Annotated in this window: 17 protein-coding genes; 9 read left to right on the plus strand and 8 right to left on the minus strand. The window is 43.3% G+C overall.

Annotation, left to right across the window (positions count from 1 at the left end; translation table 11 throughout):
• Positions 1–22 precede the first annotated feature (22 nt).
• Entirely contained in the window at positions 23–664 is a 642-nt protein-coding gene (locus tag AAAH86_RS06780) for a CoA pyrophosphatase (protein ID WP_343486757.1), read from the minus strand.
• On the opposite strand from AAAH86_RS06780, the gene AAAH86_RS06785 reads away from it, so the two are divergent.
• Positions 663–1,382: a peptidylprolyl isomerase gene (locus AAAH86_RS06785; RefSeq protein WP_343486758.1), complete on the plus strand. Its 720-nt coding sequence runs from the start codon at positions 663–665 to the stop codon at positions 1,380–1,382. The genes AAAH86_RS06780 and AAAH86_RS06785 overlap by 2 nt on opposite strands.
• Before the next feature lie 183 nt (positions 1,383–1,565).
• On the opposite strand, the gene AAAH86_RS06790 is transcribed toward AAAH86_RS06785, so the two are convergent.
• From AAAH86_RS06790 to AAAH86_RS06805, 4 genes are all read right to left on the minus strand, one after another.
• The gene (locus AAAH86_RS06790) at positions 1,566–2,171 is read right to left on the minus strand and encodes a trimeric intracellular cation channel family protein (RefSeq protein ID WP_343486759.1); all 606 of its coding nucleotides are present in this window, start codon (positions 2,169–2,171) and stop codon (positions 1,566–1,568) included.
• A 12-nt stretch (positions 2,172–2,183) separates the two neighbouring features.
• Positions 2,184–2,486, minus strand: coding sequence for a type II toxin-antitoxin system RelE/ParE family toxin (locus tag AAAH86_RS06795; protein ID WP_343486760.1), 303 nt, complete (start codon positions 2,484–2,486; stop codon positions 2,184–2,186).
• A complete protein-coding gene (locus AAAH86_RS06800; protein WP_343486761.1) occupies positions 2,473–2,724 on the minus strand; it encodes a type II toxin-antitoxin system ParD family antitoxin in 252 nt (83 codons plus the stop codon). The genes AAAH86_RS06795 and AAAH86_RS06800 overlap by 14 nt, the downstream gene beginning before the upstream one ends.
• 278 nt (positions 2,725–3,002) lie before the next feature.
• Entirely contained in the window at positions 3,003–3,728 is a 726-nt protein-coding gene (locus tag AAAH86_RS06805; RefSeq protein ID WP_343486762.1) for an RDD family protein, read from the minus strand.
• 35 nt (positions 3,729–3,763) lie between these two features.
• Here AAAH86_RS06805 and AAAH86_RS06810 point away from each other — a divergent pair, with 35 nt between their 5' ends.
• The 7 genes from AAAH86_RS06810 to AAAH86_RS06840 all read left to right on the plus strand — a co-directional run bounded on the left by AAAH86_RS06810 (position 3,764) and on the right by AAAH86_RS06840 (position 10,627).
• Entirely contained in the window at positions 3,764–4,750 is a 987-nt protein-coding gene (locus tag AAAH86_RS06810; protein WP_343486763.1) for a stage II sporulation protein M, read from the plus strand.
• Entirely contained in the window at positions 4,713–5,654 is a 942-nt protein-coding gene (locus AAAH86_RS06815) for a hypothetical protein (protein ID WP_343486764.1), read from the plus strand. The genes AAAH86_RS06810 and AAAH86_RS06815 overlap by 38 nt, the downstream gene beginning before the upstream one ends.
• A complete protein-coding gene (locus AAAH86_RS06820) occupies positions 5,651–6,367 on the plus strand; it encodes a DUF4129 domain-containing protein (RefSeq protein ID WP_343486765.1) in 717 nt (238 codons plus the stop codon). Before AAAH86_RS06815 ends, AAAH86_RS06820 begins: the two co-directional genes overlap by 4 nt.
• Positions 6,368–7,579 (plus strand): DUF4350 domain-containing protein, encoded by a 1,212-nt coding sequence (locus tag AAAH86_RS06825; RefSeq protein WP_343486766.1) that lies wholly within the window; start codon positions 6,368–6,370, stop codon positions 7,577–7,579. It abuts the gene before it with no gap.
• 2 nt (positions 7,580–7,581) lie between these two features.
• A complete protein-coding gene (locus AAAH86_RS06830; protein ID WP_343486767.1) occupies positions 7,582–8,580 on the plus strand; it encodes a MoxR family ATPase in 999 nt (332 codons plus the stop codon).
• A gap of 104 nt (positions 8,581–8,684) precedes the next feature.
• Entirely contained in the window at positions 8,685–9,173 is a 489-nt protein-coding gene (locus AAAH86_RS06835; RefSeq protein ID WP_343486768.1) for a hypothetical protein, read from the plus strand.
• Positions 9,174–9,292: 119 nt separating this feature from the next.
• Complete coding sequence (locus AAAH86_RS06840) at positions 9,293–10,627, plus strand: DUF58 domain-containing protein (RefSeq protein WP_343486769.1); 1,335 nt, start codon at positions 9,293–9,295, stop codon at positions 10,625–10,627.
• Here the strand turns inward: AAAH86_RS06840 and AAAH86_RS06845 are convergent.
• The gene (locus AAAH86_RS06845; protein WP_343486770.1) at positions 10,619–11,095 is read right to left on the minus strand and encodes a hypothetical protein; all 477 of its coding nucleotides are present in this window, start codon (positions 11,093–11,095) and stop codon (positions 10,619–10,621) included. The two genes, AAAH86_RS06840 and AAAH86_RS06845, sit on opposite strands and share 9 nt — an antisense overlap.
• A 263-nt stretch (positions 11,096–11,358) precedes the next feature.
• Here AAAH86_RS06845 and AAAH86_RS06850 point away from each other — a divergent pair, with 263 nt between their 5' ends.
• Positions 11,359–11,769 (plus strand): EthD family reductase, encoded by a 411-nt coding sequence (locus AAAH86_RS06850; RefSeq protein ID WP_343486771.1) that lies wholly within the window; start codon positions 11,359–11,361, stop codon positions 11,767–11,769.
• Between the two features lie 3 nt (positions 11,770–11,772).
• On the opposite strand, the gene AAAH86_RS06855 is transcribed toward AAAH86_RS06850, so the two are convergent.
• Positions 11,773–12,717, minus strand: a complete 945-nt coding sequence (locus AAAH86_RS06855; RefSeq protein WP_343486772.1) for a nitronate monooxygenase — start codon at positions 12,715–12,717, stop codon at positions 11,773–11,775.
• 4 nt (positions 12,718–12,721) lie between these two features.
• Positions 12,722–13,912 carry a tRNA 2-thiouridine(34) synthase MnmA gene (gene mnmA, locus AAAH86_RS06860; RefSeq protein ID WP_343486774.1) on the minus strand — a complete coding sequence of 397 codons (1,191 nt, stop codon included), beginning with the start codon at positions 13,910–13,912 and terminating at the stop codon, positions 12,722–12,724.
• Positions 13,913–14,100: the final 188 nt, after the last annotated feature.

The following is a 14,100-nucleotide window of genomic DNA, read 5'->3' on the forward strand; positions in this document are numbered from 1 at the left end:
GGGCTAATATACAAAACAGGGGTCAAAGCACTTGACGCAACAGCTGCTTGATTTCACTCAACATCATTGCCGTTGCACCCCAGACCACAAATCCGTTTAAATTGAAGGCCGGAACCTTTACATTTTGAGCATAAGAAGTCGAGATTTGCTGGGTCATAAGATTGCTTTCATCCAAAAAATCATCGAATCGTACCTCGACCAATTGTTGTACCTCGGCTGTGTCGATTACAAATTTTTTTGGGTTGGCGTACAAGCCCAGAAATGGGGTGACTAAAAAATTGCTCGGTGGAATGTAGACATCGCTCAACTCGGCAACTACCTCAACCGCATCGGGGCTCACCCCAACTTCTTCATGGGTTTCCCGAAGTGCCGTCTGCACAAGGTTTTCATCAGATTGCTCCATCTTCCCCCCGGGAAAACCAATTTGGTTTGAATGCACCCCGGGATACTCATTTCTATGGATGAGCAACAAACGGGTCATTTTTTCCCCATCGGGATAAAATAGTGCCATCACCCCTGCCCTTTTGGCATCCTTTGCTTTCAATCTGGCTTCTTTGATCAATTTTCTGCGGAAAGGAGGTACCATTTCAAAATGGGCGTCCATCCCCGAAAGGGGCAGATTTTTTATTTTTACGACATTCTTTCTAAAATTTTCAAATTTCATGCAAAACAGCATTCAAGCAATCATTGCAAGTATAGTATTAATTTTTTTTGTGGGATGTGGCGAAAAATCCACTAAAAAGGAAACCGAAGAAAATGCAAAAACAACAACGGAGAAAAAAGATTCCTTGGTTTCCAATCCAAAAAATACTCCTGAAAAAAAAGAGGAAGCTTTTCGTTTGAATGAAGAAAACGCCATTGATTTCTTTTTCAATTATGCAGATACACTAAAACAAAACAAGGTCAAGATTACCACGAATATGGGCAGTTTTACGGTACAGCTTTATGATAACGTGCCCTACCACAAGGCCAATTTTATCTATTTGACCCGAAAGGGATATTTCAATGACACCCAATTTCATCGTGTGGTAAAGGATTTTATTATTCAGGGAGGAAATTCGGATGACAAAAAAACTGCGAACAAACGCGGAAAAATAGGCCGTTATCTGCTTCCACCGGATGGCAAAAAAGGATATCGCCATCATCGGGGCACCATTTCAATGCCCAGTAGCGAACGTGACAATCCACATAAACTGGCCTCGCCCTATGAGTTTTTCATTGTGGTGACACGTCCGGGCTCGTACCACTTGGATGGAAATTATACGCCTTTCGGCAGGGTCATCGAAGGAATGGATGTCGTTGATGCCATCAACAACGTGCCTGTAGGTGATGGTGATTGGCCGTACCAAAATGTTTGGATTGAAAAGGCGGAAGCGTTGTAGGTTAATGGTTAATGAAAAAAATGACTTTTTTGGAATTTTACCTAAAAATGTTGTTTCGCAGAGTTTCACCGAGATTCGCCATAAGCTAAACGCCTTACGCTATACGCTTCCTATATTTCTGATTCCGTACCTCGTACTTCAAAAGACACGAATTTCACGAATTATCACAAATTGAATTTGAACTTACCTGTAAATATTCGGCAGACGAAGCCCGAACTTAACGGCCAATAAGCGAAGGCCGATAACGATGATGATGCCCGCGATATATGCGTAAGCCTCGGGCACCGAGAATTTCAATAGCAAAAAATAGGAAGCAGCACCCAAAATACAGGCCGTTGCATAGATTTCCTTTCTAAAGATCACGGGAATTTCATTACACAGAATATCACGAATCACCCCGCCGAAACTGGCGGTTATGGTGCCCAAAGCAATGCACATGACGGGTAACAATTCGGCTTGCAGTCCTTTTTCTACCCCAACCATGGTGTACAACCCGATACCGATAGTATCGAACATAAACAGCGATTTTCGAAAGTGTTTGAGCTTGCCTGAAAAAATAATGGCAAAGGTTGCTGTGGTTAAAATGGTGATGACATACGTGAGGTCACGCATCCATACCACTGGTGTGTTCCCAATCAGTAAATCTCTTAGCGTGCCACCGCCAATGGCGGTCACAAAACCAATTATAATGACACCAAAAAGGTCAAGCCTTTTATCCATCGCAATCAAAACGCCCGAAATGGCAAAGGCGACGGTGCCCAGTATGTCGATGACCTCGTAGAAAAGCATTTTTTTGGATGTTTATTTCAGATGTTTTGGAAAATCCATCCGACCCCCCAAAACCCTGACGATGAAAATTCCCGTATCCTTTTTGTGATAGAAAATGACATGCGATTTATATCGATATTTTAGTAACATCTGATTTTTTACTGCAACATATCTTTTTCCAAGCTCTGGGTCATTGGCCAATTCTCGAAGTATGGTTTTGAGGCCCTGGGCATATTTTAATGCCTGGGACTCGCCAAAATTTTCAACAGTATAGGTTGCAATCGACTTGATATCCGATTTTGCCCTTGCACTGATGACATACTTAGCCTTTGGCATGATGTTCTTTGATGGCTTCTTCCCAGATGCTGTCTACGGTGGCATCCGTTGGCCCGCTTTCCATGCCGTCTATAAGTGCATCATTTAAATCCACGATACGCTTTCTGCGTTCTTGGTCTTTCCGGATGATATCCCTTATATACTCACTATCATTGGTATAAAACCCTTGTTCTATCAAACTTTTTACAAAGGCATCTTGCTGTTCGGTAAATGTTATTGATTTTCTAATAGTTCCCATAATGAACCAATATTAATAATAATGGTGCAATTTATTTGTTTTTTATAGGATGCACAAGAATCCTTTTCTAATTTTACAAACTATTCCATAAAGTTTCACAGAACAACAATTAACTAAACTCTTCAACTCCTAAACCGTTTTTGGATACGAATTTCACAGATTATCATGTTTTTTTGCACACTTATTTCTTTATTAACATTGTTTTCAAATCATTGTATTTTCAAATCAAATTGCATTTGGAATTGACACTTGCGCTTGAACTTGACACTTGAACCTCTTCACATCTTCTGCGTATAATAATTATAGTCTTTCAGCACGGTATCCAAATACTCTCGATCATACAGATTGGAATTGGTCTGCAAAATACTGTCCACCTTCACCCGAAGTGCTGTCAATGTTTTAAAATCATTGCTCCTTCGGGCGATATGATAGGTTTCTTTAATGAGACGAACATCCTTGTCGGTCAACAATGTCACATTGGTGAAAATAGGTTCGTATTTTTCTTCGACTTCCTCCAAAATGGTGTGGGTGACCTTGACTTTATTCTTTGTGGATATCACAACGGTGCCTGCAGCGGCATCCCCCAAGCGTTGTCGTCGTTCAGTGAAAAGAATGGTCAATAAGCCCACAGAACCAAAGAAGAGCCAAATATCAACGAGACGAAGCATCCAACGTACGAGATAATTGCTCCAATGAACCGGGGTGCCATCCAATCGTACCACCCGCATCCGCAACAACATTTTCCCAACAGTGCGTCCGTTAAAAATACTGTGCATCAAGAGACTGTAAAACATGGCGGGCAGAAATATGAGGGCGACGAGTCCGCGCTGTGTCCACCGGTCCTCATAGACATATCCGATGGCATCACCAATCGTATCGACAAGCAATGCATAGAGATAGAGAATAAAGCCATCAATCAAAAAAGCGACGATTCGCTCACCGATGCTGACGATTTTATAATCTAGGTTGACATTTTGCGTTGTATTGATTTGAAGGTTGCCCATTAAGCACTACTTTTAAATTTCAGAGGAATAGATTTATGCGCGAAGCCGCCTTTGTCAAGCAAAATAAGGAAAAATGGATAGCATTTGAAAAGGCTATCAACCTTGGCTCAAAAACCGACCCAGACGAACTGGCCGACGGCTACATTCAATTGACCAACGACTTGGCCTACGCACAGACCTATTACGCTGAAAGCAAGACTTTATTGTATCTAAACGCACTGGCCTCACAGGCACACCAAAAAATCTACAAGAACAAAAAAGAGAGCCGTAACCGTATTTTGGACTTTTGGGGCCATGAGTTCCCATTGTTTTTTAGGCAATATCACAAGACACTCGGTATCTCTTTTTTGATATTTATCGTGGCTGTGGCCATTGGTTCGATTTCAGCCTTGAACGATTCCACTTTTGTACGATTGATTTTGGGCGATGCCTATGTGAACGAAACCTTAAACAATATTGCCAACGGCGACCCCACGGCCATCTATAAAAGTGGCAGTGAAATCGGGTCTTTTTTGGGCATTACCATCAATAACATCCGTGTCGCCTTTCTGGCCTTTGCCTTTGGGGTCATTACCAGTATCGGCACGGCCTATATTTTGTTCAGCAACGGGGTGATGTTGGGTGCCTTTATCACCTTTTTCTATACCCAAGGCGTATTTTTTGAAGCCAACAAGCAAATTTGGCTGCACGGTACCATTGAAATATCCGTGATTATTGTCGCAGGTTGTGCAGGGCTGATTATGGGCAACAGCATCTTGTTTCCAAAGACCTATTCAAGAAGGGTGTCGTTTATGAAGGGTGCCAAAGATGGCCTCAAAGTAGTGGTTAGTACCCTACCCTTCTTCATCATTGCCGGATTTATCGAGGGATTCATCACCCGATACTCCAATATGCCCAACTGGCTGGCCTTTACCATTATCTGGTCCTCATTGACCCTGATTGTTTTTTATTATTTGATTTACCCCATATTGTTACACAAGATTCATGCAGAAAAAATACATCGAGCTCAGGATCAACCGTGATTTTGGCGATATCATCACCACCTATTTTGATTTCTTCAAGCAGAACATCAAAAAATTCACCAATGTCTTTATCAGTTACAATGGTGTCTTTTTGGTCGGTCTTTTGATTGCGAGCTACCTTTTGGTTTCTGGGTTTATTGGTTTTATCGCCCACGAGAACAATCCGGGAAGCTTTGGGGCTGCAGCACCGTTGGACACAAAATACACCATTTACATGATTGCGGGCGGCATCGTTTTCTTTGTCATTTTTCTGATGGTCGGTGTATTGAACTACAGCTTGGCAAGCAGCTACATGATTCGTTACGAAGAGACCCAAGGGTTTGATTTTGAAAAGAAATCCGTTTGGGAGCATACCAAAAGTCGGTTGGGTAGCACCATTGTTTTTCTACTGCTACTGATTTTGGTGTTTTTTGGCTTTATGATTGTGGCCATCATCTTGGCCTTCATTCCACTGTTAGGATTGTTTGCGCAATACATCATCCAATACTTTATGATGTCATGGCTCGGGGTTTCTTATTTTACCATGATGAGGGAGAACAAAGGAGTAACCGATTCTTTGGGACAAGGATGGAGTTTGGTCACGGGCAATTTTTGGAAAGCCGTGGGCGTCAACTTTGTCATGGGACTGTTGTTGAGTATTTTGCTGTTGTTGGCACTGACCATTCCGGGAGTACTTATCGGCATTTACACCTTTCATGTGGTGGAAAATAATGTGGATTATGCCTCATCCATCGTGGCAACTGTCATTTACACTCTGGGCACCTGTCTCTTTCTGGTCATCAGCGTGTACGGCCAATGCCTCACCCAATTTGTCAACGGAATCTTATACTATTCCCTCCACGAGAAAACCTACAACCTGAACACCCGAAGTAAAATCGAACAAATAGGAGGTACTTCAGAGTGAGACTTTTACCGTGCTACATCTTCGTTTTCTTTTTCTCGGTTGGATTTTGCCAAGCAGACAACGATACCATTCCAAAAGATACGACCTCACCACTGGTCGAGCGGAAACTTCCTGATAATTTAAACGAAAAATACCAAGGCGAGGAATTCGACTATGATGTAAAGACGGGGGAGGCCCAAAACCTATTGGCACGTTTTTTCAACTGGTTAGGTCGGGTGCTGAACAATACATTCGGAATCGATGTTCCGCCAGGGGCGTTCAAAGTGATTGAAATCATTGTCTACATCCTAATGGGGGCCTTGGTCATTTTTCTACTGGTTCGTGTGCTAGTGAATGAACGGTTCAACTCCATCTTTACAAAAAAGGCGAAATCCATTATCGATATAGACTTATCCGAACAGCACATTGAAAATATTGATTTGGATGAACTCTTGAACGAAGCACTACAGCAAAAAGAATACCGTCTGGCCATACGCTATCAATTTCTAAAGATTTTGAAACGGTTATCGGAAAAAAACATCATCGATTGGCATTTTGAAAAAACGAACAGTGATTACCAACAAGAAATTGAGAGGCCCGATGTAAAGGCCCGGTTCAGAGAGGTCGCCTATATCTACGATTATATCTGGTACGGCGAGCAAGACATCGATGGTCGAAAATACAGAGCCGCTGATTCACTGTTCGCGGTACTCACCAATACGCTAAGGGACTAGATGGATAAAAAGTCAAAAATCATATTGGGCATTTTTTGCATAGCGGTCGTTGCCATTATCGTAACCGAAATCGTGCGCCCCAAACCCATCAATTGGCGGCCTTCGTACACGGCAACCGATAAAATTCCCTTTGGTTGTTTTGTGCTGTACAGTGAACTGGGGAATCTGTTTCAAAATCACGATATAAAAACCGTTGAAGAAAGTGTATACGACATGATGACCAAACGTGATTCGCTTGAAAAATCAAATTATTTGCTAATCAACAACTACATTTATTTTGATGACCAAGAGAGCTTTCAATTGCTCGATTATGTCGGTCAGGGCAATACCGTATTTATTGCGACCAACCAATTGCACGGTATTTTGGCCGACACCCTGAATGTGTATACCTCAGCCGATTATGGCATTCGGGAGGATACGCTCTCACTGGACTTGACCCATCCCAAATTCTCAAATGCTTCCTTCGAGTATGCAAGGGGAATGAACAAATGGCGGTTCACCAGTGTCGATACCGCCAACACCACCATTTTGGGCCATGTCAATTATGTGTGGGAAGACCCATTGGCACAAAAACCGGATGAGAAGCGACGTTATCCGAATTTTATCAAGACCACATTTGGCAAGGGTACATTCTACTTGAGCGCTGCTCCGGAAGCATTTTCAAACTATTACATGCTCAGGGGCAATGATGCCTATGTGGAGCATGCTTTTTCGTACCTACAGAACAAACCTTATCTCTATTGGGATGGTTACAAAAAGTCGGGGCGGGCGGTCATCGATTCCCCCATGCGATTTGTGCTCAACCAAGCTGCTTTAAAATGGACGTATTACCTCACCATGGTCGGGCTTTTGTTGTTCGTAATTTTCAGGGCCAGGCGTGAGCAGCGCATCATCCCCATAATCGAACCCCTGAAAAATTCATCCGTGGAATTTGCCCAGACCGTCGGGGCGCTCTACCACCAGAACAAAGATTTTACGGACATCGTCAACAAAAAACTGAATTATTTTTTCGAATATTTGAGAAGTCGCCATTATGTCGACACCAATCAACCCATTGAAAAATTGATTCCCGAATTGGCGGCCAAATCTGGAAAAAGTGTGGAGGAGACTAAAAATCTCATGGAGTACATCCACCATCTTAAAAACAAAAGCGTACACAGTGAGACCGAAAGCATCGAGCTGAGCAAAAAAATATACAAATTCAAACACTGAACATGGAAGAACAGAACCCACAAGACGAATCGCTGCAATTCAATTCACGGATTGATTTAAGCAAATTGCAAGAAGCCGTGACCAAAATCAAAAACGAATTGGGCAAGGTCATCATCGGGCAGCAGAACATGATTGAGCTGCTTGTCATTTCCATTTTGGCCGATGGCCATTCATTGATTGAGGGTGTGCCTGGTGTGGCCAAAACCGTCACGGCCAAGCTTTTGGCCAAGACCATGAACGTTGATTTCAGCAGAATACAATTTACGCCCGATTTGATGCCCAGTGATATTTTGGGCACCTCGGTGTTCAATGTGAAGACCTCAGAATTTGAGTTCAAAAAAGGGCCATTGTTCGCCAATATCATTCTCATCGATGAAATCAACCGTGCCCCTGCCAAGACACAAGCAGCACTTTTCGAGGCGATGGCAGAACGACAAATCACCATTGATGGACTCGAATTTGATATGAAACCGCCCTTTTTGGTGTTTGCCACCCAAAACCCTGTAGAACAGGAAGGTACCTATCGCCTACCTGAAGCGCAACTGGACCGTTTTCTGTTCAAGATCAATGTGGAATACCCCTCATTGGAAGAGGAAATCAGAATATTGGAATCCAAGCACGAACAGAAGAATGCCGACCCTGAAGAACTGATAAAATCAGTGCTAACCGCAAAACAGATTGCGGAGTACCAAAAGACCATTAAAGAGGTTATTGTTGAAGACAATCTCATGAAATACATCGCAAGTATTGTCAACAATACCCGCACCAATGCCAATCTCTATTTGGGGGCATCGCCAAGGGCTTCCATCGCTTTGATGGATGCCTCAAAAGCCATGGCAGCCATCAACGGCCGTGATTTTATCACGCCCGACGATATCAAAAAAGTGGCCTATCCGATTCTGGGCCATCGGGTCATTTTGACCCCGGAACGTGAAATGGAAGGTTTTACCACCGAAAAAGTGGTACAGCAGATTGTGGAGGGGATTGAGGTACCTCGATAGACGTGAGACGTTAGATGTAATTCATGAAAAACTATTTTCTACTAAGCGGGACGATCATATTTCTTTTAATTGGATGCACTGAGAAAAAACCATCCCGTACCAAAATGGTAAAACAATATTATGAAGCATTCGATATGTCAGATTTTAATACCATGAGAACGTTGTTGAACGATAGCATTTCGATTACTTCAGGAGATTATGTGACAACGTATTCGCATACAAGTTTTTATGAGTTTTTTAAATGGGATTCCGTTTTAAGAACTAGAAAAAAATTACTAAATGTAGAAAGCTCTGATAATGATATCCTTGCAACTGTGTCGTATAGCTCAATGCGATATGAATTTCTAAAGAACAATCATTTGACGTGCCAATACAAAATCAATTTTAAAGAAGATAAGATTTCAAGCTTTGAAGAGCTTGATTGCCCGAACGCCGATTGGCAAGTCTGGGAAAAGCAAGTGAATTCATTGGTGGAATGGACCAAGACCCATCATCCTGAACTGGACGGTTTTATATATGATTTGACCATGCAAGGTGCCTTGAATTACTTAAAGGCAATGGAACTATATAAAAATAGAGAAATCGATTTGTAACAACGTTTGGAAGTATGAAGCGTGTCACACTGAGCGCAGTCGAAGTGAGAAACCAGAAACTTGAAATGGATAACCAATTAACCATTAACCCAATAGCCATTAACTAAGCGTAGCGAACAGTGAAGCGACTTTTCCGACATACCTTTCTTCAAAAACGATTCTTTATCGTGCTTGTCTCGCTTATCGTAGGGTTTCTTGCGGCCTATTTCTTGAACAATCTTTTTGGCGTTTTTAAGATTCTGTTCTTTCTGTTTGTGCTACTGTTCATTGTGGATTTTTTATTGCTTTATGGTTCCAAAGGGCAAATCGTTGGCAAACGTCTAGTACCTGATAAATTGTCGAATGGGGATGAAAATCCCATTACGATTGAAGTGGCCAATGAATATCTATTTACAGCAACAGTAAAAATCATTGATGAACTGCCGTTTCAATTCCAGAAAAGGGATTTTGGTCTCAAAAGCCAATTGAATTCCGGGGAAATCAAAAACTACGCTTACGAGCTGCGCCCCACGGAACGTGGTGTCTATTCCTTTGGGAACCTGAATGTTTTTGCCTCATCCCCTATCGGATTCATCGCCCGAAAATATGTGTTTGACGGTGCCTACGAGGTGCCTGTGTATCCCTCCTTTTTGCAATTGCGCAAATATGATTTGATGGCCTTTACGAATCGCCTGTTTCAATACGGCCTGAAGAAAATCCGTCGTATCGGCCACACTATGGAGTTTGAACAAATCAAGGAGTATGTTCGGGGCGATGACATCCGCAACATCAACTGGAAGGCCACGGCCAAAAAAAGCCAGTTAATGGTCAATCAATACCAAGACGAGAAATCGCAGCCCATCTATTCCGTCATCGATAAGGGGCGGGTCATGAAAATGCCGTTTGAGGAATTGAGCTTATTGGATTATGCCATCAATGCCACGTTGGTCATTAGCAACATTGCCATAAAAAAGCACGACAAGGCGGGCATGTTTGCCTTTAGCAACAAAATCGAGAATAGGGTCGTGGCGGAGCGGAGAAGCTCTCAGATGAACCTGATTTTGGAAACGCTCTACAACCTACACACCGATTTTGTGGAGAGCGATTTCAGTCGCCTGTACGTTGACATCAAACGGAACATCAACCAACGTAGTCTGTTGCTGCTCTACACCAATTTTGAGACCTTAGATGCACTGCACCGTCAAATGGGTTACCTACAGGCCTTGGCCAAACAACATTTGCTGGTCGTCATCTTTTTTGAAAATACGGAACTCAACCATTTCGCTGAGAAAAAGGCCGAAAACGTGCGCCAAATCTTTGAGCAGACCATTGCTGAAAAGTTTATTTACGAAAAGAAATTGATTGTCAACGAACTTAGAAAACACGGCATTCAGACCATTTTGACCAAACCACAGGACTTGACCATCAATACCATCAACAAATATTTGGAAATCAAGGCACGGGGGCTACTCTAAACCCAGCTTCAAATGCTGCGAAAGCCCTAGACTTGACAGTGAGGGCAACGATTTATTTTGCGATGCCAAAACATCAGAATTTTGCCCTGTAGGATATTGAAAAGTTATCTCAGCTTCTGCTTCTTTTCGTTCTCTTCGTTTCTTGTTTCGCTTGTGGTCGGTAAAAAGGTCGATGGTCACCCCGACCGTTACCCCACCGAGAATGGTGGCCAACAGGTCATCATTGTCCCAACCATTTTCGCGTTGCCCCGAATCAATGGCTTCTTTGCCTAGACCGACCAGCGTAGCGCCGCCAACAGCCCCTGCAAAGGTCCAAAAGCGATTGCCATCGGAGACATTTTTGGCAATACCTGCTCCAGCAAGGCCAAAAAGATTGCCACCTAAAAAGTGTAGGGCCTTATCACGTTCTAGTTGCGAAAAGCCATTAAAGGCCACTAAAAGGCAAAAGATGGTGATTGTTGGTTTCATGTTTGCCAAAGGTAAAAAATGAACTCAGCAACAAACATTTATTCGATAAACTGCAAGTTTTAGTAATTCGTACTGGTTTTGTAGAAATTTGGGTATAAAAATGTATTTCTGTTCCACCTAGAGTAGTTAAATAATAAGCTTTAATCTGCGCGACATTGTTGCGTCACATGGTAAAGCCAGTCGATTTGAACCACCCCCAACCATAAGGACAGTCGCCAAAAGAAAAAACACTACCTTTTGACACATCATTGAATCCCTCTAAAATGAAAACCAACATCCTCTTTTTTATCCTTGCAACTATCGCATTCCAGATCAGTGGACAAGAAACTGCTTCAACAGACGCTTCTAAAATCAAAAAAGGGTTGGTGAAAGTGGCGATACTATATCCAAATAGTGACGATGCGACCTTTGATATAGCCTATTATGCTGAAAAGCACATGCCTATGGTGGCCGACTTATTTGGTGAGGCTTTACGGCATTACGCTATTGATAAGGGAGTGGCGGGCCGAACGCCTGAGGAGCCCATACCCTACGTGGCGGTTGGCTATTTTTATTTTGACCAACTTTCTGATTACGAGAATGCCTTTGGGGCCAACGCGGAGAAAATTCTGGGTGATATTCCGAACTATACCAACATTCAACCTGTTGTTCAAATCAGTGAGGTAGTGCGCTGACCATTACAGGATGTTTACAGCTTTTTTGGTCTCTTCAAACTCAGCGACCATTTCTTCAAGAATTTGGGCGGCTGGTTTGATATCATGGATTAAGGCGGAGACCTGGCCGATTTCAAGTTCACCTTCGTCCAAATCCCCCTCAAACATCCCTCTTTTGGCGCGGGCACGGCCCAAAAGTTGCACCAATTCTTCTTTTGAAGCTCCGTTAGTGTAGGCCTGTTGCACATCGTGGTAAAACTTATTTTTGAGCAACCGCACCGGGGCCAATTCTTTTAACGTCAAATGGGTGTCGCCCTCTTTGGCTTTGACCACTTCATTTTTGAAGTTGATATGTGACGAGGCTTCAGGACTCGCCACAAAACGGCTGCCCACCTGCACCCCATCGGCTCCCAAGACCATGGCAGCCAACATTTGCCTGCCCGTGGCAATGCCTCCGGCGGCAATCAAGGGAATATCCAGCTGTTCTCGAACCGCGGGAATCAACACTAGGGTGGTCGTCTCATCACGCCCGTTGTGCCCCCCCGCCTCAAAGCCTTCGGCCACGACGGCATCCACTCCAGCTTCTTGGGCTTTCAATGCAAACTTGACACTGCTGACCACATGCACCACCGTAATGCCTTTTTCCTTTAAATGGGCTGTCCATGTTTTAGGATTGCCTGCGGAAGTGAACACGATGTTCACCCCTTCATCGACAATGATTTGCATCAGTTTATCAATATCGGGATAGAGCATCGGAACGTTCACCCCAAAAGGCTTGTCCGTTGCCTTTTTACATTTTTGGATATGCTCCAGCAAAACTTCTGGATACATACTGCCCGCACCCAAAAGTCCAAGTCCGCCCGCATTGGAGACCGCCGAGGCCAGACGCCAACCGCTGGCCCAGACCATGCCTGCCTGCACGATTGGGTATTGAATATTAAAAAGTTTGGTGATTCTGTTGTTCTGCATATCGCTAAGATATGACTCCTGAACCAATCAACTCATCATCGATATACCATGCCACGAATTGCCCTTCGGTGATGGCAGATTGTTTTTCGTCAAAATCCACAAAAAGACCTCCCTCAACCTTATAAAGTGTTGCTTTTTGCAAGGGCTGTCGATAACGTATCCGTGCTTTGACCTGCATGGTTTCATCCACATTAAGCTCAAGGTCTTCACGTACCCAATGCAGTCCATCCTCTTTCACAAAAAGGGTGCGGCGCAACAGACCGGGATGATTTTTGCCCTGCCCAGTGTAGATCACATTTTCATCCACATCGGTATCGATGACAAAAAGGGGTTCCTTAGTACCGCCCACATCAAGGCCTTTTCGCTGCCCAATGGTAAAATAGTGGGCCCCTTGGTGTTCGCCGACCACTTTTCCATCTGAAACGGAATACACCGGCTTTTCTGCCTGATGCATCAATTCCTCAGATTTATTGTCAAAACTGGTCGCTCCATTTGCGTATTGCGGAGCATCCGCAGGAACCTCAACGATTATCCCTTTTTTGGGTTTCAGCTTTTGCTGTAGAAAGTCAGGTAACCGCACCTTTCCGATAAAGCATAGTCCTTGGGAATCTTTTTTATCCGCAGTGACCAAATTATTATCCGCCGCTATCTTGCGAACCTCTGGTTTGGTCAACTCCCCAATCGGGAATAATGTTTTTGACAATTGTTCTTGTGACAACTGGCACAAAAAATAAGACTGGTCCTTATTGCCATCGACTCCCGAAAGCAGTTGGTAGGTTTTGCTTCCATCGGTATTTTCGATGGTTCCCTTTCGGCAATAATGGCCTGTGGCGACGTAATCGGCCCCCAAATCCAACGCAATTTTCATAAAGACATCAAACTTAATCTCGCGGTTGCAGAGCACATCAGGATTCGGTGTTCTGCCCCTTTCGTATTCGTTGAACATATAATTGACGATACGCTCTTTGTATTCCGCACTCAAATCGACGGTCTGAAAAGGAATCCCCAGTTTCTCGGCCACGATCAGCGCATCATTGCTGTCCTCTAGCCACGGACATTCATCAGAAATGGTCACGGAATCGTCATGCCAATTCTTCATAAAAAGCCCAATGACCTCATGGCCCTGTTCCTTTAAAAGATAGGCTGCAACGCTGGAGTCCACTCCGCCTGAAAGTCCGACTACTACTTTTTTCATTGTTGCCAATTTGCAGGTACAAAATTACAAAATGGTGCGATAGCATATTCTAAGAACAGGTTAAAACGAAAAACATCGAATGGACATAGACATGTGCTTTTTTTGGATGGAATGTTGAACCAATCCAACAATTTTGTTAAACTTTTTATAAAAAAGATTAAACAAAAGCAACGATATCAAACGTGTAT

It is taken from the genome of Allomuricauda sp. d1, assembly GCF_039592695.1.
Lineage (GTDB): Bacteria > Bacteroidota > Bacteroidia > Flavobacteriales > Flavobacteriaceae > Flagellimonas_A.

What these genes read in the sequence shown, in the direction of transcription:
- AAAH86_RS06785 (WP_343486758.1), top strand. Translation starts at nt 663, where the DNA reads ATGCAAAACAGCATTCAAGCAATCATTGCAAGTATAGTATTAATTTTT.
- AAAH86_RS06780 (WP_343486757.1), bottom strand. Translation starts at nt 664, where the DNA reads ATGAAATTTGAAAATTTTAGAAAGAATGTCGTAAAAATAAAAAATCTG.
- AAAH86_RS06790 (WP_343486759.1), bottom strand. Translation starts at nt 2,171, where the DNA reads ATGCTTTTCTACGAGGTCATCGACATACTGGGCACCGTCGCCTTTGCC.
- AAAH86_RS06795 (WP_343486760.1), bottom strand. Translation starts at nt 2,486, where the DNA reads ATGCCAAAGGCTAAGTATGTCATCAGTGCAAGGGCAAAATCGGATATC.
- AAAH86_RS06800 (WP_343486761.1), bottom strand. Translation starts at nt 2,724, where the DNA reads ATGGGAACTATTAGAAAATCAATAACATTTACCGAACAGCAAGATGCC.
- AAAH86_RS06805 (WP_343486762.1), bottom strand. Translation starts at nt 3,728, where the DNA reads ATGGGCAACCTTCAAATCAATACAACGCAAAATGTCAACCTAGATTAT.
- AAAH86_RS06810 (WP_343486763.1), top strand. Translation starts at nt 3,764, where the DNA reads ATGCGCGAAGCCGCCTTTGTCAAGCAAAATAAGGAAAAATGGATAGCA.
- AAAH86_RS06815 (WP_343486764.1), top strand. Translation starts at nt 4,713, where the DNA reads ATGCAGAAAAAATACATCGAGCTCAGGATCAACCGTGATTTTGGCGAT.
- AAAH86_RS06825 (WP_343486766.1), top strand. Translation starts at nt 6,368, where the DNA reads ATGGATAAAAAGTCAAAAATCATATTGGGCATTTTTTGCATAGCGGTC.
- AAAH86_RS06830 (WP_343486767.1), top strand. Translation starts at nt 7,582, where the DNA reads ATGGAAGAACAGAACCCACAAGACGAATCGCTGCAATTCAATTCACGG.
- AAAH86_RS06835 (WP_343486768.1), top strand. Translation starts at nt 8,685, where the DNA reads ATGGTAAAACAATATTATGAAGCATTCGATATGTCAGATTTTAATACC.
- AAAH86_RS06845 (WP_343486770.1), bottom strand. Translation starts at nt 11,095, where the DNA reads ATGAAACCAACAATCACCATCTTTTGCCTTTTAGTGGCCTTTAATGGC.
- AAAH86_RS06850 (WP_343486771.1), top strand. Translation starts at nt 11,359, where the DNA reads ATGAAAACCAACATCCTCTTTTTTATCCTTGCAACTATCGCATTCCAG.
- AAAH86_RS06855 (WP_343486772.1), bottom strand. Translation starts at nt 12,717, where the DNA reads ATGCAGAACAACAGAATCACCAAACTTTTTAATATTCAATACCCAATC.
- mnmA (WP_343486774.1), bottom strand. Translation starts at nt 13,912, where the DNA reads ATGAAAAAAGTAGTAGTCGGACTTTCAGGCGGAGTGGACTCCAGCGTT.